Below are 18,515 nucleotides of genomic sequence, written 5' to 3' on the forward strand. Positions count from 1 at the left end.
CAAGGAGAACGATGACTTCGGCATCGAAACCCCAGCTCTGGTTCCTCACCGGCAGCCAGGCCCTCTACGGCGAGGAGACCCTCGAGCAGGTCGCCGGCCAGTCCCTGCGCATCCAGCAGCTGCTGGACGCCTCGGGCGCGCTCCCGGCCGAGATCGTCGGCAAGCCGGTGCTGACCGAGGCCGCCTCGATCCGCCGCGTGCTGCAGGAAGCCAACGCCGACGCCGCCTGCGTCGGGGTGATCGCCTGGATGCACACCTTCTCGCCCGCGAAGATGTGGATCACCGGGCTCGACGCGCTGCGCAAGCCGCTGCTGCACCTGCACACGCAGCTCAACGAGACGCTCCCGTGGTCCACCATCGACATGGACTTCATGAACCTCAACCAGGCCGCGCACGGCGACCGCGAGTTCGGGTTCATCCAGACCCGGCTCGGTGTGCCGCGCAAGACCGTCGCCGGGCACGTGTCCGACCCGGCCGTCGTCGCGCGGATCGACGCGTGGGCGCGCGCCGCGATCGGCGCCGACCACCTGCGCAACCTGCGGCTGGCCCGGTTCGGCGACAACATGCGCGACGTCGCCGTCACCGAAGGCGACAAGGTCGAGGCCGAGCTGCGGTTTGGCGTCTCGGTCAACACCTACGGCGTGAACGAGCTGGTCGAGCAGGTCGATAGTGTGTCCGATGTGGACTCGCTGGTGCGGCGGTACGCCGAGGAATACAACGTTGTGCCGGAGCTGGCGGCCGGGGGAGCGCGGCACGAGTCGCTGCAGTACGCCGCGCGCATCGAGGCCGGGCTGCGGAAGTTCCTCACCGACGGCGGGTTCGGCGCGTTCACCACGAACTTCGAGGACCTCGGCGGGCTGCGGCAGCTGCCCGGCCTCGCGGTGCAGCGGCTGATGGCCGACGGCTACGGTTTCGGCGGCGAAGGCGACTGGAAGACCTCGGCGCTGCTCGCCGCGGTCAAGGCGATGAGCGTGGGCCGCGACCGCGGCACGTCGTTCATGGAGGACTACACCTACCACTTCGGACCGGGCAAGCCGAAGATCCTCGGCGCGCACATGCTCGAGGTCTGCCCGAGCATCGCCGCCGCCAAGCCGTCCTGCGAAATCCACGCACTGGGCATCGGCGGCCGCGAAGACCCGGTCCGGCTGGTGTTCGACGCCGCGCCCGGCCCCGGCGTCGTGCTCGGCCTGGTCGACCTCGGCGACCGGTTCCGGCTGGTGGCCAACGAGATCGACGTCGTCGCGCCGGACGAGCCGCTGCCGAACCTGCCGGTCGCGCGGGCGGTCTGGGAGCCGGCGCCGTCGCTGGCGACGTCCGCCGAATCGTGGATCACCGCGGGCGGTCCGCACCACACCGTGCTTACCCAGGCCGTGAGCACGGAGACCCTCCGCGACTTCGCGAATCTGCTGGGAGTAGAACTGCTGGTCATCGACAAGGACACGACCCCGCACGACTTCGCCGACCGCATCCGCTGGAATCAGGCCTACCACCGCCTCGCCCAGGGTTTCTGACCGGGCGCTTTCACGTGAAAGCGCCCGGTCGTTGAGAAAGGAAGAAGGAACAATGAAGTTCAGCACCAGAGGAATCGCGGCGCTCGCCGCCGCGGGGCTGGCGCTCACGCTGTCGGCGTGCGGCTCGAGCCAGAAGACCGCGGACCAGACGGCCGCACCCGGCGCGAGCGCCGAGGGCGCCCTGGTCGGCGTCACCATGCCGACGAAGTCGTCGGAACGCTGGATCCACGACGGCGACAACATCAAGTCCGCCCTGGAGAAGCTCGGCTACAAGGTCGACCTGCAGTACGCCGAGAACGACATCCCGACCCAGGTCAACCAGATCGAGAACCAGATCACCAAGGGCGCCAAGGTCCTGGTCATCGCCTCGATCGACGGCACCGCGATCACCACCCAGCTGCAGGAGGCGGCCGACAAGAAGATCCCGGTCATCGCCTACGACCGGCTGATCCGCAACTCGCCGAACGTCGACTACTACGCCACCTTCGACAACTTCAAGGTCGGCGTCGAGCAGGCGAACTCGCTGGTCAAGGGCCTGGGTGACGGTGCCGGCCCGTTCAACATCGAGCTGTTCGCCGGTTCCCCCGACGACAACAACGCCACCTTCTTCTTCAACGGCGCGATGTCGGTCCTCAAGCCCCTGATGGACAGCGGCAAGCTGGTCGTCAAGAGCGGCCAGACCGACTTCGCCCGCGCGGCCATCCTGCGCTGGGACCCGGCCACCGCGCAGAAGCGCATGGAGGACCTGCTCACCAAGACCTACACCGGTGGCGCGAAGGTCCAGGGCGTGCTCTCGCCGTACGACGGCCTGTCGATCGGCATCCTGTCGGCGCTGAAGAGCAACGGCTACGGCACCGCCGGCCAGCCGTACCCGATCGTCACCGGGCAGGACGCCGAGGTCGCCTCGGTCAAGTCCATCATCCTCGGTGAGCAGTACTCGACGATCTTCAAGGACACCCGCAAGCTCGCCGACACCACCGTCAAGATGGCCGACGCGGTGCTCAAGGGCGGCAAGCCCGAGGTCAACAACACGAAGGACTACGACAACGGCAAGAAGGTCGTCCCGTCCTACCTGCTGCAGCCGGTCACCGTGGACAAGACGAACTACCAGAAGGAACTCGTCGACTCGGGCTACTACACGGCAGGTCAGCTGAAATGACCGAACTGCTCGGCATGCGCGGGATCACCAAGACCTTCCCCGGGGTCAAGGCGCTGTCGGACGTCAACCTTTCCGTGCGCCGCGGGGAAATCCACGCGATCTGCGGGGAGAACGGCGCCGGGAAGTCCACCCTGATGAAGGTGCTCTCGGGCGTCTACCCGCACGGGAGCTACGACGGCGAGATCACCTTCGACGGGCAGCGGTGCGAGTTCGGGTCGGTGCGCGACAGCGAACGGCGCGGGATCGTGATCATCCACCAGGAGCTCGCGCTGTGCGGCCAGTTGTCGATCGCGGAGAACATCTTCCTCGGCAACGAGCAGGCGAAGCGCGGCTGGATCGACTGGAACCGCACCAACCACGAGGCCGGCGCGCTGCTCAAGCGCGTCGGCCTCGCGGAAAACGCCACGCGGGCGGTGCAGGAACTCGGTGTCGGCAAGCAGCAGCTGGTCGAGATCGCCAAGGCGCTGTCCAAAGAGGTCAAGCTGCTGATCCTCGACGAGCCCACCGCGGCGCTCAACGACGACGACTCGGCCCACCTGCTCGACCTGCTGCGCGGGCTGCGGGACGAGGGCGTTACGTGCGTGATCATTTCGCACAAGCTCGGCGAGGTGACGGCGATCGCCGACACCGTCACGATCCTGCGTGACGGCAAGACGATCGAGACGCTCGACGCGGCGGGGCTGACCGAAGAGCGCATCATCACCGGCATGGTCGGCCGCGACCTCGAGCACCGGTTCCCGCCCCGGGAGCCGTCGATCGGCGAAGAGGTGCTGCGGATCGAGGACTGGACCGTGCACAGCCCGACCCAGGCCGGGCGGGTCGTCGTCGACCACGCGTCGCTTTCGCTGCGACGCGGGGAGATCGTCGGCCTGGCCGGGCTGATGGGCGCGGGCCGCACCGAGCTGGCGATGAGCGTGTTCGGCCGGTCGTGGGGCAAGGACATCTCCGGCCGGATCCTCAAGCACGGCGAGGAGATCGAGGTCCGGTCGGTGCAGGACGCCGTCCGCCACGGCATCGCCTACGCCACCGAGGACCGGAAGCGCTACGGGCTCAACCTGATCGAGGACATCCAGCGCAACGTGTCCGCGGCCGGGTTGGGCAAGCTGGCCAAGCGTGGCTGGGTCAACGAGCACGCCGAGCACGACACGGCCAACTCCTACCGCCGCGATCTGCGGATCAAGGCACCGAGCGTGCAGAGCGTGACCGGGAAGCTCTCCGGCGGCAACCAGCAGAAGGTCGTGCTGGCGAAGTGGATCTTCACCGATCCGGACGTGCTGATCTTGGACGAACCGACCCGCGGCATCGACGTGGGCGCGAAGTTCGAGATCTACACGATCATCAACGAGTTGGCCGCCCAGGGGAAGGCCGTCCTGGTCATCTCCTCCGAGCTGCCGGAACTGCTCGGGCTCTGCGACCGGATCTACGCGCTCTCGGCGGGCCGGATCACCGGCGAGGCCAAGCGCGAAGAAGCCACTCAGGAACTGCTGATGCAGTACATGACTAAGGAACGGGAATGACCACGACCGAAGCGCGGCCCGCCGTGCCCCCGGTTGAGCGCTCCAAGCGGAGGATCTCGATCAACCCGCGCCAGAGCGGCATCTACGTCGCGTTCGCGCTGATCGTGGTGCTGTTCGAGGTGCTCACCGGCGGCGCGCTGCTGGAGCCGCAGAACATCTCCAACATCATCGTGCAGAACAGCTACGTGCTGATCCTCGCGATCGGGATGATCCTGGTGATCATCTCCGGGCACATCGACCTGTCCGCCGGGTCGGTCGTCGCGATGACCGGCGCGGTGTCGGCGGTGCTGATGGTCAACTCGCACATGCCGTGGTTCTGGGCGGTGCTGATCACCCTCGTCGTGGGCGCGGCGATCGGCGCGTGGCAGGGCTACTGGGTCGCCTACTTCGGCATCCCGGCGTTCATCGTGACGCTCGCCGGCATGCTGGCGTTCCGCGCCCTGACCCTGACGGTCCTGGGCAACCAGGGCATCGGCCCGTTCCCGGACACGATCCGCACGCTGTCGAACGGCTTCACCGACGGCTACCTCGGCAACATCGGCCTCGGCCCGCTCGGCGGCGCCGACCTGGTGTCGCTGCTCGCCGGCGTCGCCGCGGTGGCCGGGATCGCGTTCACCCAGTGGCGCAAGCGGATGGGACGGATGGGCTACGGCCAGGACGTCGACCCCTTCCCGGTGTTCGTGCTCAAGATCGCCGGGATCGCGGTGCTGGTGCTCGCGCTGGTCGTGCAGCTGGCCCGGTTCAAGAACCTGCCGTGGGTGCTCATCCTGCTGACGGTGCTGGTGCTCGGCTACTCGCTGGTGGCCGGGAAGTCGGTGTTCGGCCGGCACATCTACGCCGTGGGCGGCAACCTGCAGGCCGCGACGCTCTCGGGCGTCAAGGTCAAGCAGGTGACGTTCTGGATCTTCGTCAACATGGGCGTGCTGGCCGCGCTGGCGGGGATCATCTTCGCCGGCCGGCTCAACCAGGCGGGCCCGACGGCCGGCATCAACTTCGAGCTGGACGCGATCGCGGCGGCGTTCATCGGCGGCGCGGCGGTCCAGGGCGGCGTCGGCAAGGTGGTCGGCGCGATCACCGGCGGCCTGATCATGGCCGTGATCAACAACGGCATGTCCCTGATCGGCGCCCCGAGCGAGCGGGTCATGCTGGTCAAGGGCGTCGTCCTGCTGGCCGCGGTGGCCTACGACATCTGGACGAAGCGCCGCGCGGCCTCCTGACGCGCGGTTGAGGTGAAGGCCACCTCGAGGTCGACTCCCCGAGGTGGCCTTTCACCGTGATGCCCCGCCGATCACGCGAGATGCCCTCCCGATCACGCGAGATGCCCCGCCGATCACGCGAGTCACGTGCTCGTTCACGCCGGTCGCGGCTTTCGCTCGTGCGCGGAGGGGCATCTCTCGTGATCGAGCGGGCATCATGCGTGAGGGGAGGGGCATCACCCGGCTACTGGTTGCAGCGCTTGCCGGTGTTGATGCAGTTGACGACCTGGTTCATCAGGCGCTGGCCCATGACGTTGGCGAAGTCGTCGTGGTCCGAGCGGGGGTTGTGGCTCTCCTGCGCGAAGGCGTCCACTTTGTACTGGCCCTTGACCTGGATGTCCCGCGGGATGTTGTAGACCAGCTTGATCACCAGCTGCGGCACGTTCTTGAAGCCCTGCGGGCACTTGCCCTGCTGGTCGGCGAACACGATGTGCGTGCGGTGGTTGGCGCTGTCGATGTTCTTGCCGTCCCAGCAGTTCGGGAAGGCGTGGATGCGCTCGACCTTGCTGTTCTGCGGGCAGATCGGGTAGTGGTCGGTGAGCCGGTCCTCGAAGCCGGTGCAGGTCCAGCTCGCCCGGGCGTTGGCCGGGCCGTTGGTGCTCTGCTTGGCGTCGCCGTACAGGATGCGGAGGAACTGCGGCATCGCCACGACCTTGCTCGCGCCGCCGCTGGTGAACGTGATCGTCGCCGACTGGACGCGCTGGATCTCGCCGTCGTTGTCGCCGACCTCGTTCTTGTCGTTGACGCCGGGCAGTTCCGCCGGCTGGCCGCCCGAGTTCTGGCCGCCGTTGTCGAGGCCGCCCTTGCCGTTCTGCTTGAGCGCGCACTGCGCGAGGCCGCCGAGGTTCGTGGGCTTCGCGGCGCGGCGGCCGATCGCGATGGCGATCCGGTCGATGGTCGAGGCCCGCTTGTCCTTGAGCGGGCCGACGACAGCGTTCTGGATGTCCTGCGGCGTCTTCAGGTCGCCGTTCGCGATCCGCTTGTTGGCCTCGTCGATCTGCTTGTCGAGCAGGTCGAGGTTGCGGTTCACCTCGTCCATCGCCTGGTCCGGGACGTCGGGCAGCTTGCTCGCGACGTCGGGGCAGTCGACCTGGGTGCTCGCCTTGTCCTTGGAGCCCTGCGCGCGGTCGCCCGTGGGCTCCTTGCCGGGCGGGTTCTTCTCGGCGTCGCCGGTGTCGATGCGGACGACGGGCCAGAAGTAGGCGGACTTGTCACCGTTCTTGCAGGTGGTGCCGGCCCTCAGGAGGCTCTTGTTGTTGGAGTCGGCGTTCGTGGAGAGGTTGCCGACGTAGTCGTGCAGGTGCTGGGCACCGTTCTTGATCCCCGGTTGGGCGATGAAGTTGTCCGGGTTGAAGTGCTGGTTTTCGTTGCGGCCGCAGTCCACCGTGAACGTGCCGCGGGCGCCCTTCTGCTGCAGCGCCTTGTTCACGTTGACGCCCGAGGGGACCTTCGCGATGTCGATGAAGAACGACGGGTCGGCCTCGTCGGCGCTGGCCTCGCCGGTGCGACCGGCGGTGGTCGCGACGACGATGCCGCCGACGGCGAGGGCGAGCGCCAGTCCACCGGTCGCGATCTTCGTGCGGCGGGTGATGCGATGTCTGCCCGTGGCGGGGGTGCGGGACGTATTCCGGGCCATGTTCACCTCGTTCGATTTTCCGGGCACGCCGAAGAAAGCCTGCGTGCCCGGGCTGGAGACGCGCGGAACCCGGGGAGCGAGCACCGGGGCGCGGGTATCGGGGGAACCCGCCCGGTGTCACTGGTTCCGGCATTGAGGGGAACGGACGCCGCGAGAGGCCGGTTCAGTCCGTTACCTTTTCGTTATTTACGGAAGGTGAATGAAGTTCACGTCTACGAGTGTGATCGCTAACATCGACGCATGTCCGTGGACGACGCAGGTCCCGACGGCCCCCTCCGCGCGCGGGCCCACCGGCGGCGCGGCACGCTCGGGGTGATCGCGACGGGGGCGTCCGCGTCGGGGCCGGTGCTGCACGGCCTGCGCGCGGCCGCCCGCGAGCAGGAGTACGTGCTGAGCGTCTTCAGCGTCTCGGGCACCGGCGGAGCGGCGGTGCCGGCCGCGGTGGCCGGCCTGCAGCTGCAGGGGGTGGCCGGGATCGTGGTGCTCGACGGGCACCTCCTGGCCGAACTGGCCCCGGTCGCCGACATCCCGCTCGTCCCCGCGGCGTCGACCGACCACTACGCGGGTGCGCGTCAGGCCACGGAACACCTCCTGGCCCTCGGGCACCCGACGGTCTGGCACCTCGGCGGCCCGGAGGAGGGCCCGGTGGCCCGCGCCCGCGAGCGCGGCTGGCGCGAGACGCTGGAACGCCACGGGGCCGAAGTGCCGCCGGTGGTCCGCGGCGACTGGTCCGCGCGGTCCGGATTCCGGGCCGGCCAGTCCCTGGCGGTCGAATCCGGGGTGGGCGCGGTGTTTTCGGCCAACGACCACATGGCACTGGGGCTGGTGGCGGCCTTCGCGGAGGCGGGCATGAGCGTCCCCCGCGACGCCCACGTGGTCGGCTTCGACGACGTCCCCGAGGCGGCGTACTTCGCCCCGCCGCTGACCACGGTCCGCCAGGACTACGTGGCGGCGGGCCGCCAGACCCTGGCCACGCTCGCCGCCCGCCTCGACGGCGTACCCGCACCACGGACGACCGTCGAGGCGGAGCTGGTGGTGCGGGAGAGCAGCCGCTGCCTGAAGGGCGCGTAGTCCCGGCGGCGGGTTCGGTCAAGGGCGGCTCCGGTGGCGGCTGTCGAGATGAGTCCGCAGGGCCCGGCCGAACCAGGTGAACACCGGCCCCGGATCCGGCAGCGCAGGCCGGCCGTCGATGGCGGCCACCAGCCGCCAGTACCGCGTGACGCGCGGATCATCGGCGACCTCGAGTCGTTCGAGGAGCCAGCTCTTCAGCTGGTCGTCGTCGGCCTTGCCGAAGGTCTCGGCGTAGCGTGCGGTGAGTGTGGCGACGATGCCGCCGGCCTGCTCCGAGTCCGGCGCGATCCCCGCCGTCACCGCCCGGCCGACTTCGTCCAGCACGGTCTCGGTCAGGTCGTGGTGCAGGCCGGTGGTGTCTCCCTCGGCGCGCTGGGCCGCCTGGTACTCGGCCATCCGCCGCACCGCGGCCCGGAAGCCGGTGTCCTGGACCAGCTCCACGAGCTCCACCCACGCCTCGACCTGTTCGGGGCCGGCGTCCTCGGGGAAGTCCGGCATGCTCGAACGCAGCAGGTCCACCATGGCCGGATTGGCGTCGACGCCGCCGAAGGTGTCGTCGACGAAATCGTGGATGTAGCGGCGTCGTTCGGCGTCGGACAGGTTCACCAGCCGGTGCATCAGATCCATCTCCTGAGGGCTCGATTTCCGGTTCGCGACGGCGGTCAGCACCGCACGCCGCAGGCGCAGGGCCCGGATCTGCACGTCGAGCGCCGCCGCGTGCGCTGCGGCGACCTCGGCCAGCGAGGTCTCACCGGCCAGCACGCGCCGGACCGTGGCCAGATCGACGTCCAGCTCACGGAGCGTGCGGACCAGTTCCAGCCGAGCCATGGCGTCCACGTCGTACCGGCGATAACCCGCCGGGCTCTGCGAGGTCGCCGGAACGATCCCCTTGTCGGAGTAGAACCGGATCCGCTTCACGGACAGACCGGTACGCGCGGCCAGCGCCCCGATGGTGAGGAGGTTCTCGTCGTCCATGCCCACAGCCTGCAGTCTCCCCCGGTGGGAGACGCAACGGAAAACCGCGACCGGCTCACCCGCCGGTCAGCGGGTGAGCCGGCAGGGCCGTCATCCCGCGCGGCGCCGGGTTCGGGCGGCGCTCCACCGCACCCTCGATCCGCAACGCCGGGAACCGCTTTCCCAGCTGTTCCAGCGGCACGGTCAGCTCCAGGCGCGCCAGTGTCGCGCCAGCCGGGCCGGTGCCGGTCACGCCACCCGCGCGTCCGGGACCGCGAAGGTTCCGCCGTCGGCGAGCACCTGCCGGCAGTCCGCGAACCGGCTGAGCACCCAGCCGCCGCGGCAGGGCCCGGATCCGGCTTCACCCGGATGGCCCGCCTCAGAGCTTCAGGCGATCGCCCAGGCCGCGGACGTGGTCCGCGCCGCCGCAGCCGAGGTCCAGCTGGCGGCGGCGTTCGGCGACGAACGCCCGGCCCAGCCCCGTCCGGTCCGAAGTGGACATCTGACGGCGCAGCTCGTTCAGCAGCCCACGCTCCTCGCCGCGGACGTGGGCGTCCACGGCGTTTTCCAGTCTCAGCAACCCCTTTTCGAAGTCGTCGCCCTCCAAGACCGCCAGCAGGTCTTCGGCGAAGGGTGCACCCGGGCCGGCCGGCCGGACGATCCGCTCGGTCGCCGTCGCGTGCGCGACCAGCAGGGCCGACAGCTCCGCCACCAGTGCCGGCCGGTCGGCTTCGCTGTTGCGCAGGTCGCGCAGCAGCTGCTCGAACCGGCGGTGGTCGGCCAGCAGCACCTCGACCAGGTCCGAACCGGGCGCCGCGGCCGCCGGGGCCGGGCGCATCCAGCCGAACGTCAGCTCCACCGCCTGGCGCCAGTGCGCGTACTCGGAGTCGCGGCGGGCCGGGTCCATCGCCGGCAGCCACTGGCCGGCCCGGTGCCAGTTGCGCCGCAGCCCCTCCAGGTCCGGCCAGTACCCGACGGACAGCCCCGCCGCGTAGGCCGCGCCGAGCGAGACCGTCTCGGCCACCATCGGGCGCACCACCGGCACGTCGAGGACGTCGGCGACGAACTGCATCAGCAGGTTGTCCGCGGTCATCCCGCCGTCGACCTTCAACGTCGAGAGCGCCAGCCCCGAGTCGGCGTTCATCGCGTCGACGACCTCGCGGGTCTGCCAGCCGGTCGCCTCCAGCACCGCCCGCGCCAGGTGGCCCTTCGTGATGTACGACGTCAGCCCGGCGATCACCCCGCGTGCCTCGCTGTGCCAGTGCGGCGCGAACAGGCCGGAGAACGCGGGCACGATGTAGCAGCCGCCGTTGTCCTCGACGGTCCGCGCGAGGGTCTCGATCTCGGGGGCGCTGCCGATCAGCTCCAGCCCGTCCCGGAACCACTGCACGAGCGAGCCGGTGACGGCGATCGACCCTTCGAGCGCGTACACCGCGGGCTCGTCGCCGATCTTGAAGCCGACCGTGGTGAGCATGCCGTGGGTGGAGAGCACCGGCGTCGGGCCGGTGTTGAGCAGCAGGAAGCTGCCCGTGCCGTACGTGCACTTCGCCTCGCCGGGCGCGAAGCAGGTCTGGCCGAACAGCGCCGCCTGCTGGTCGCCCAGCGCGGCCGCGATCCGGATGCCGGGGACCACCCTGGTGGTCGTGCCGTAGACCTCCGTCGAGGACCGGATCTCCGGCAGCATCGCGCGCGGGACGTCGAAGAACTCCAGGAGCTCGTCGTCCCAGTTCAGCGTGCGCAGGTTCATCAGCATGGTGCGGGAGGCGTTGGTGACGTCGGTGACGTGCACGCCGCCCTCGGCGCCGCCGGTGAGGTTCCAGATCAGCCAGCTCTCGATGGTGCCGAAGAGCACGTCCCCGCGTTCGGCGCGCTCGCGCAGCCCCGGCGTGCGTTCGAGCAGCCAGCGGACGCGCGGCGCGGAGAAGTACGTGGCGAGGGGGAGCCCACACAGCTGCCGCACCCGGTCGGCGCCGGGTTCGCGGGCGAGCTGTTCGAGCATGGCGTCGGTCCGGGTGTCCTGCCAGACGATCGCCCGGCCGACGGGGTTGCCGGTGCGCCGGTCCCACAGCACGGTGGTCTCGCGCTGGTTGGCGATGCCCAGCCCGACGACCTGCTCGGCGGTCGCCCCGGCGTCGGCCAGGGCCTGCGGCACGATCCGGGAGAGGTTCCGCCAGATCTCGGTCGCGTCGTGCTCCACCCAACCGGGGCGCGGGAAGTGCTGCTGGTGCTCCCGCTGCACCACGGAGACCAGCCGCCCCCGTGCGTCGAACAGGATGCACCGGGTGGAGGTGGTGCCCTGGTCGATGGACATCACGTACCGCTGGACCATGCCCCTCCCTTCACCATCGGGACGCCCCCAGGTCCCGTGAGACCGCGCGCGCCGCGTCGCGGACGTGGCCGAGCAGCCGGGTGCTCGGGCTGCCGTCCGGCTCGCAGATCCGCTCCACCGCGCCGGACACCCCGATCGCGCCGACCACGATGCCGCCGTGGCCGCGGATCGGCGCCGCGATCCCGGCCTCGCCCGAGATCATTTCACCGTTCTCCGCCGCCCAGCCCGCCTCGCGGACCTTCGCGCACGCGCGTTTGATCGCGGTCTGGGTGACCAGGGTCCGGCGGGTGTAGGCCTCGGGCTCGCCGGTGCGCAACGATGCCACGAGAGTCGTGTCGTAGGCCAGCAGGACCTTCCCGAGCGCGGTCGCGTGCAGCGGCAGCAGCGTGCCGACGTCGAGGGTCTGCAGGCTGTCGTCCGGCCGGAACACGTGGTGGACCACGAGCACCCGGCCCTCCAGCGGCGCGCCGATCCGGACGGCCTCGCCGCTGCGGGCGGCCAGCGCGTCGGCCCAGTTGATGGCCCGGGACCGCAGCTCGTTGACGTCGAGGTAGCTCGTGCCCAGGTGCAGCAGCGCCGCGCCGAGCTGGTACTTGCCCGTGTCGCGGTCCTGCTCGACGAACCCGACGCCCTGCAGCGTGCGCAGGATCCCGTGCGCGGTGCCCTTCGCCAGTTCGAGGGACTCGGCGATCTCGCCGACGCCCAGACGCCCCGAGCCGCGCGCCAGCAACCGCAGGATCGCGGCGGCGCGCTCGATGGACTGGATCGGACCGGGCACCGCGCGACCCTAACCCGACCGGCCCTGATTCGACAATGTCGAACATCCACTTCGGCCGTTCGACAATGCCGACCGCGGTCCGTTGACCCCTTCGACCAGCGAACTTAGCTTTCATCCACCAATAGGGGGACAAGGTCCTTTGTGGAGGAAAGCAATGGTGCGGAACCTCAAGGCCCGCGGGCTCGGCGGCGAGATGGCCGCCGAGTTCGTGGGGACGATGATCCTCATCCTGTTCGGGTGCGGGGTGGTGGCGCAGGTCGTCGCCGCGGGCATCGGGGACCACGACAGCATCGCCTGGGCCTGGGGCCTCGGCGTCACCCTGGGTGTCTACGTCGCTTCGCGGATCAGCGGCGCGCACCTGAACCCGGCCGTGACCATCGCCCTCGCGGTGTTCAAGGGCTTCGAATGGCGCAAGGTCGCCCCGTACGCCCTGGCCCAGACGGCCGGCGCGTTCGTCGCCGCGTTGCTGGTGCGCTGGAACTACACCGAGGTCCTCAACGCCAAGGACCCCGGACTGACGATCAAGACGCAGGGCGTGTTCTCCACCCTTCCGGGTAACGGCACGCTTCCCGTCGGTGACTGGGGCGCCTTCCGCGACCAGATCATCGGCACCGCGATCCTCCTGATCGTCCTGTTCGCCATCACCGACCTCCGCAACACCTCGCCGGGCGCGAACCTGGCCCCGGTCGTCGTCGGCTTCCTCGTCGTCGCCATCGGCATGGCGTGGGGCACGAACGCCGGGTACGCGATCAACCCCGCCCGCGACTTCGGCCCGCGCCTGGCCTCCTGGCTGACCGGGTACGACACCGCGTTCACCGACCAGTACGGCTTCCCCTACTGGTGGATCCCGATCGTGGCGCCGGTGATCGGCGCCCTCGTCGGCGGCGCGATCTACAAGTTCCTGATCGAGCGGTTCCTGCCCGCCGGGGACCCGCTGGACGCCATGCCCGCCAAGGACCTCGAGCCCGCCGCCTGAAAGGGGAACAACCATGCCTGACTTCGTCGGCGCCGTAGACCAGGGCACCACCAGCACCCGCTTCATGATCTTCGACCACGGCGGCAACGAGATCGCCCGCCACCAGCTCGAGCACGAGCAGATCCTGCCCAAGCCGGGCTGGGTCGAGCACGACGCCACCGAGATCTGGGAACGCACCCGCTCGGTCATCGCGACCGCGCTCAACAAGGCCAACCTGACCGTGGCCGACCTGGCCGCGCTCGGCATCACCAACCAGCGCGAGACCACCGTCGTGTGGAACCGCCGCACCGGCCGCCCGTACGGCAACGCGATCGTCTGGCAGGACACCCGCACCGACCGGATCGCCTCGGCGCTGGAGCGCGAGGGCAAGGGCGACATCATCCGCCGCAAGGCCGGCCTGCCGCCCGCCACCTACTTCTCCGGCGGCAAGCTGCAGTGGATCCTCGAGAACATCCCCGGTGTGCGTGAGGACGCCGAGAAGGGCGACGCCCTCTTCGGCACCACCGACACGTGGCTCATCTGGAACCTCACCGGCGGCCCGGACGGCGGCGTGCACGTCACCGACCCGACCAACGCCTCGCGCACCATGCTGATGGACCTCGAGACCCTCGACTGGGACGACGAGCTGCTGTCGTTCTTCGGCGTCCCGCGGCAGATGCTCCCGGCGATCCGGCCCTCGTCGAACCCGGGCTTCGGCACCACCCGCGCGGACGGCCCGCTCGGCGGCGAGGTCGCCATCACCGGTGTCCTCGGCGACCAGCAGGCCGCCACCGTCGGCCAGGTCTGCTTCCGGCCCGGCGAGGCCAAGAACACCTACGGCACCGGCAACTTCCTGCTGCTCAACACCGGCCAGGAGCTCGTCCGCTCGAAGCACGGCCTGCTGACGACCCTCTGCTACCAGTTCGGCGACGACAAGCCGGTCTACGCGCTGGAAGGCTCGATCGCCGTCACGGGTTCGGCCGTGCAGTGGCTGCGCGACCAGCTGGGCATCATCAGCGGCGCGTCGCAGAGCGAGAGCCTGGCCCGCCAGGTCGAGGACAACGGGGGCGTCTACTTCGTCCCGGCGTTCTCCGGCCTGTTCGCCCCGTACTGGCGCTCCGACGCCCGCGGCGCGATCGTCGGCCTCACCCGGGCCACGACGAACGCCCACATCGCGCGGGCCACCCTGGAAGCGATCTGCTACCAGACCCGCGACGTCGTCGAGGCGATGCAGAACGACTCCGGCGTCACGCTCGACGTGCTGCGGGTGGACGGCGGCGTCACCGCCAACGAGCTGTGCATGCAGCTGCAGGCCGACATCCTCGGCGTGCCGGTGTCGAAGCCGGTCGTCGCCGAGACCACCGCCCTCGGCGCCGCCTACGCGGCCGGGCTGGCCGTCGGGTTCTGGAAGTCCACCGACGAGCTCGAGCAGAACTGGAACGAGGACAAGCGCTGGACCCCGACGTGGAGCGACGAGCAGCGCGCCGAGGGCTACGCGGGCTGGCAGAAAGCCGTCGGCCGCACGCTCGACTGGGTCGACGTGCAATGAGCAGGAGGAGGAACACCGTGACCCCGCTTTCCCCGCAGTACCGGGCGGAGACCCTGCGGAAGCTGGTCGAGGAAGAGGTCGACGTGCTCGTCGTCGGCGGGGGAGTGACCGGGGCCGGCGTCGCGCTCGACGCCGCGTCCCGCGGGCTGTCGACCGCGCTGGTCGAGGCCCGCGACTTCGCCGCCGGCACGTCCAGCCGGTCGTCCAAGCTGATCCACGGCGGTCTCCGCTACCTGGAGCAGCTGGACTTCAAGCTGGTGCGCGAAGCGCTCAAGGAGCGCGGGCTGCTGCTGCAGAAGCTGGCCCCGCACCTGGTGCGGCCGGTGAAGTTCCTGGTCCCGCTGCAGCACCGGGTGTGGGAGCGCGGCTACATCGGCGCCGGCGTCACGCTGTACGACACCCTCGGCGGCGCCCGCGCGCTGCCGCGGCACCGGCACCTGTCCAAGCGGGGCGCCTTCAAGGTGGCTCCGGCGCTCGCGGACGACGCGCTGGTCGGGGCGATCCAGTACTACGACGCCCAGGTCGACGACGCCCGCCACACGATGACGATCGCGCGGACCGCCGCCGAGCAAGGCGCTTCGGTGCTCACGCGGACTCGCGTGACTTCGCTGCTCCGCGACGGCGAGCGCGTCGTCGGGGCGAAGGTCGTGGACCGCGAGAGCGGGGTCGAGTTCGAGATCCGGGCTCGCGTCGTCGTGGCGGCCACCGGCGTGTGGAGCGACGACATGGCGGAGGCGGCCGGGATTCCCGCGCCGTTCACCGTCCGCGCGTCGAAGGGCATCCACCTGGTGGTGCCGCGGGAGAAGATCGACCTGGACACCGGGCTGATCCTGCGCACCGAGAAGAGCGTGCTGTTCGTCATCCCGTGGGGGCGCCACTGGATCGTCGGCACCACCGACACCGAGTGGGACCTCGACCGCGAGCACCCGGCGGCGAGCCGCGCGGACGTCGACTACGTGCTCGAACACCTCAACGCCGTCCTGCGCACCCCCGTGACGCACGACGACATCGAGGGTGTCTACGCGGGCCTGCGCCCGCTGCTGGCGGCGAAGGCGGCCGCGACGACGAAGCTGTCGCGGGAGCACGCCGTGGCGCACCCGGTGCCGGGCCTGGTCATCGTGGCCGGCGGCAAGTACACGACGTACCGGGTGATGGCCGCGGACGCGGTCGACGTCGCGGTCGAAGAGGTCGGCCGCCCGGCCCCGCCGTCGTGGACCGACCGGCTCCCGATCGCCGGCGCCGAGGGCTACCACGAGCTGTGGGAGGACCGGTTCGGCCTGGCCGCGCGCGCCGGGCTGCCGCTGACCCGCGTCGAGCACCTGCTGCAGCGGTACGGCACGCGGATCTGGAACCTCCTCGACCTGATCGAGGAGCAGCCTTCGCTCGGGGAACCGATCACGGAGACCGCGGAGTACCTCCGCGCGGAGGCGGTCTACGCGGTCTCCCACGAAGGTGCGTTGCACCTGGAAGACGTGCTGACGCGGCGGACGCGCATCTCGATCGAGGAGCGCGACCGCGGCGTGGCGGCGGCGCCCGTCGTGGCCGGCCTGATGGCCCCGCCGCTGGGCTGGGACTCGCACCGGACCGACCGCGAGGTGGCGAACTACCTGGCCCGCGTCGAGGCCGAGCGCTCGGCCCAGGAAGCCCCGGACGACGCGGCGGCGAACGCCACCCGGCTCACGGCGCCGGCGCTGCTGCCGAGCTAAACCGGTCACCGCCGTCGCGCGTGAACACCCCGCGAACCGACCTGAGGGGGAGGAACAGGGATGTTCAGAGGTGTTCTCGCGACGGCGGCGGTGGCGATGGTGCTCACCGCCGTTCCGGCGAGTGCGGACGAACCGGGCGGCCCGATCGACCTGGGCACGCTGCCCGGGGGATTGACCAGCAACGGATATCTGGTGTCGAACGCCGGAACGGTGTTCGGGACGGCGTTCGACAAGGCGTTCGACCAGCGCGGGGCGCGGTGGGACGCGGCCGGCCGGATCACCGAGCTGCCGCCGCAGCCGGGCTACGCGTCGGTCCACCCCGCCGCGATCACCGAAGACGGGCTGGCGGTCGGGGATTCGATGGCCGCCAACGGGTGGGTCGGGCGGGCGACCCTCTGGGGCGCGTCCGGGGCACCGGTGGACCTGGCGCCGGTGCCCGGTTTCCCGGGCTACGCGTATTCCAGCGTGGCCGCGATCAACACCCACGGCATCGCCGTCGGGTACTCCTACGGCGCTCCAGGCCCGGACATGGTCGTCAAGTGGGACACGACCCAGGGGACGGTCACGGCACTCGACTACGGCCGGGCCTTCGCGATCAACGACGCGGGCGCGGTGCTCAGCTCGTACCAGGGGCGGTCGCAGTACTGGGATCCGGCGGGCAACGTCGTGACGTTGGAAGGCGGCGGTTCGCCCGCCGACCTCGACGACGCGGGCACGGTCGTCGGCTCGAGCGGCTCCCACGCGGCGAAGTGGGATTCGGCGGGACACCTCACCGTGCTCGACACCACCTGGAAGTACAGCTCGGCGGACGAGATCGGCGCGGACGGGACGATCTACGGCGAAGTGGGGGCGGGGGACGGAAAGAGCCGCCCGGCCCGCTGGGACCCGGCCGGGCAGCTCACCGTGTACCCGGTCCCGGACGGGGCCGAAGGCGGATTCGTCACCGCCAACGACACGGGCGGTGCGCTCGTGGAAATCGGCTTCGGCGACTTCTTCGTGTGGGGATCCGGCGGCGGGATCACCCGGCTGCCACTGCCCGCGGAGGACGCCTCCTGCCGCGCCGAGGACCTCAACGATCGGGGCGCGGTCACGGGCAGCTGTTCGATCCCGGGCCGGAACTCCCACGCCGTCCGGTGGGACCTGCCGGTCATCGGGACCTGGTGAGCACGCCCAGCTCCGCGAGCACGTACCGGGCGTTGGCCGAGATGACCGCGTTGGTGTGCCGGTAGTACGGCAGCTGGATCACGGCCATCGACAACGCCCGGCCACGGCCGCGGGCCCAGGTCGCGTCGTCGGGGGCCACGGCGTCGCGGAAGGCGCGCCGGGTGGCCGCGGTCAGCAGGTTCCACGCGGGGATCAGGTCGATCGCCGGGTCGCCCACGCCGGCCGTGGCCCAGTCGAGGACCCCGGTCAGCCGGCCGTCGCGCAGCAGGAGGTTGCTCGGCATCAGGTCCCCGTGCAGCCGGCACGGCGGCGCGGTCCACTGTGGAGCGTCGAGCGCTTCGGCCCACACCGCGAGCGCGGCCTCCGCGTCGAACGGCTCGTCGGTGCGGCTCAGCTCCTCGATCGCCCGGCGGGTGGCGGTGTCCACGCCTGCCAGCGGCTGCCCGCGACGGGCCGGGGGACCGGCCGCGGTGTTCGCCCGGAGGGCGAGGACGAACTCCGCCAGGCCGCGGACCGCGCGGCCTTCGAGCGCCGGTGCGCCGTCGAGCCAGCTGTGCACCGCCCACGCCCACGGGTACCCCTCGGCGGGTTCCCCGACCGCGACGACGGCCGGGACCGCCACCGGCAGCTCGCCCAGTGTGCTCAGCGCCCGGCGTTCCTTCGCGATGTCGGCGGCGCCCCCTCCGGTGAGCGGAAGCCGGACCGTCAGGTCGTCACCGAGGCGGTAGACCGCGTTGACCGTCCCTCCGGACGCCAGGGGAGTGACCGGCAGGTCGGCCCACCGCGGGAACTGCCCACGCACCAGCCGACGGACCAGCGTGGTGTCGATGGCGTGCTCATCGGCGTGCATCCGGCCCATGCGCCCACCGAACCACGCACGTCAACGGGGTTTTCGTGAGCCGGGGCACCCCGGATTGCACGACGATGCAT

At 70.7% G+C, this 18,515-nt stretch carries 15 protein-coding genes; 9 read left to right on the top strand and 6 right to left on the bottom strand.

Translation table 11 applies throughout. The features are described from left to right. Positions 1 to 11: 11 nt before the first annotated feature. Genes araA through mmsB form a run of 4 tightly spaced genes read left to right on the top strand, consistent with a single transcriptional unit; the run spans position 12 to position 5,404 of the window. Positions 12 to 1,511, top strand: coding sequence for an L-arabinose isomerase (araA, locus tag DV20_RS10405; RefSeq protein WP_043778811.1), 1,500 nt, complete (start codon positions 12 to 14; stop codon positions 1,509 to 1,511). 52 nt (positions 1,512 to 1,563) lie between these two features. After that, positions 1,564 to 2,670: a multiple monosaccharide ABC transporter substrate-binding protein gene (gene chvE / locus DV20_RS10410; RefSeq protein WP_043778816.1), complete on the top strand. Its 1,107-nt coding sequence runs from the start codon at positions 1,564 to 1,566 to the stop codon at positions 2,668 to 2,670. Next, positions 2,667 to 4,187, top strand: coding sequence for a multiple monosaccharide ABC transporter ATP-binding protein (gene mmsA / locus DV20_RS10415; protein WP_043778819.1), 1,521 nt, complete (start codon positions 2,667 to 2,669; stop codon positions 4,185 to 4,187). The genes chvE and mmsA overlap by 4 nt, the downstream gene beginning before the upstream one ends. Further along, a complete protein-coding gene (gene mmsB, locus DV20_RS10420; protein ID WP_043778821.1) occupies positions 4,184 to 5,404 on the top strand; it encodes a multiple monosaccharide ABC transporter permease in 1,221 nt (406 codons plus the stop codon). The genes mmsA and mmsB overlap by 4 nt, the downstream gene beginning before the upstream one ends. Before the next feature lie 223 nt (positions 5,405 to 5,627). On the opposite strand, the gene DV20_RS10425 is transcribed toward mmsB, so the two are convergent. Continuing rightward, on the bottom strand, positions 5,628 to 7,079 hold the full coding sequence (locus DV20_RS10425) for a DUF1996 domain-containing protein (RefSeq protein ID WP_043778941.1): 1,452 nt from the start codon (positions 7,077 to 7,079) through the stop codon (positions 5,628 to 5,630). A 240-nt stretch (positions 7,080 to 7,319) separates the two neighbouring features. Here DV20_RS10425 and DV20_RS10430 point away from each other — a divergent pair, with 240 nt between their 5' ends. Continuing rightward, on the top strand, positions 7,320 to 8,150 hold the full coding sequence (locus DV20_RS10430; RefSeq protein ID WP_043778823.1) for a substrate-binding domain-containing protein: 831 nt from the start codon (positions 7,320 to 7,322) through the stop codon (positions 8,148 to 8,150). Positions 8,151 to 8,168: 18 nt separating this feature from the next. On the opposite strand, the gene DV20_RS10435 is transcribed toward DV20_RS10430, so the two are convergent. The 4 genes from DV20_RS10435 to DV20_RS10445 form a co-directional block, all read right to left on the bottom strand. Then, on the bottom strand, positions 8,169 to 9,125 hold the full coding sequence (locus DV20_RS10435; RefSeq protein WP_043778825.1) for a MerR family transcriptional regulator: 957 nt from the start codon (positions 9,123 to 9,125) through the stop codon (positions 8,169 to 8,171). Between the two features lie 55 nt (positions 9,126 to 9,180). Beyond that, on the bottom strand, positions 9,181 to 9,357 hold the full coding sequence (locus DV20_RS45460) for a hypothetical protein (RefSeq protein WP_160169710.1): 177 nt from the start codon (positions 9,355 to 9,357) through the stop codon (positions 9,181 to 9,183). A 126-nt stretch (positions 9,358 to 9,483) separates the two neighbouring features. Next, complete coding sequence (gene glpK, locus DV20_RS10440; protein WP_043778827.1) at positions 9,484 to 11,433, bottom strand: glycerol kinase GlpK; 1,950 nt, start codon at positions 11,431 to 11,433, stop codon at positions 9,484 to 9,486. A gap of 10 nt (positions 11,434 to 11,443) precedes the next feature. After that, positions 11,444 to 12,211, bottom strand: a complete 768-nt coding sequence (locus DV20_RS10445) for an IclR family transcriptional regulator (RefSeq protein ID WP_043778831.1) — start codon at positions 12,209 to 12,211, stop codon at positions 11,444 to 11,446. A 154-nt stretch (positions 12,212 to 12,365) separates the two neighbouring features. Here DV20_RS10445 and DV20_RS10450 point away from each other — a divergent pair, with 154 nt between their 5' ends. The 4 genes from DV20_RS10450 to DV20_RS10465 are packed head-to-tail and all read left to right on the top strand — an operon-like array spanning position 12,366 to position 17,585. Beyond that, a complete protein-coding gene (locus tag DV20_RS10450; protein ID WP_043778834.1) occupies positions 12,366 to 13,187 on the top strand; it encodes an MIP/aquaporin family protein in 822 nt (273 codons plus the stop codon). A gap of 13 nt (positions 13,188 to 13,200) precedes the next feature. Next, on the top strand, positions 13,201 to 14,715 hold the full coding sequence (gene glpK, locus DV20_RS10455) for a glycerol kinase GlpK (protein ID WP_043778835.1): 1,515 nt from the start codon (positions 13,201 to 13,203) through the stop codon (positions 14,713 to 14,715). After that, on the top strand, positions 14,712 to 16,421 hold the full coding sequence (glpD, locus tag DV20_RS10460) for a glycerol-3-phosphate dehydrogenase (protein WP_200876387.1): 1,710 nt from the start codon (positions 14,712 to 14,714) through the stop codon (positions 16,419 to 16,421). The genes glpK (DV20_RS10455) and glpD overlap by 4 nt, the downstream gene beginning before the upstream one ends. A 60-nt stretch (positions 16,422 to 16,481) precedes the next feature. After that, on the top strand, positions 16,482 to 17,585 hold the full coding sequence (locus DV20_RS10465; protein ID WP_043778838.1) for a hypothetical protein: 1,104 nt from the start codon (positions 16,482 to 16,484) through the stop codon (positions 17,583 to 17,585). On the opposite strand, the gene DV20_RS10470 is transcribed toward DV20_RS10465, so the two are convergent. Continuing rightward, a complete protein-coding gene (locus DV20_RS10470) occupies positions 17,569 to 18,444 on the bottom strand; it encodes an aminoglycoside phosphotransferase family protein (RefSeq protein ID WP_043778839.1) in 876 nt (291 codons plus the stop codon). The two genes, DV20_RS10465 and DV20_RS10470, sit on opposite strands and share 17 nt — an antisense overlap. Between the last annotated feature and the right edge of the window lie 71 nt (positions 18,445 to 18,515).

The organism is Amycolatopsis rifamycinica, assembly GCF_000695625.1.
Lineage (GTDB): Bacteria > Actinomycetota > Actinomycetes > Mycobacteriales > Pseudonocardiaceae > Amycolatopsis > Amycolatopsis rifamycinica.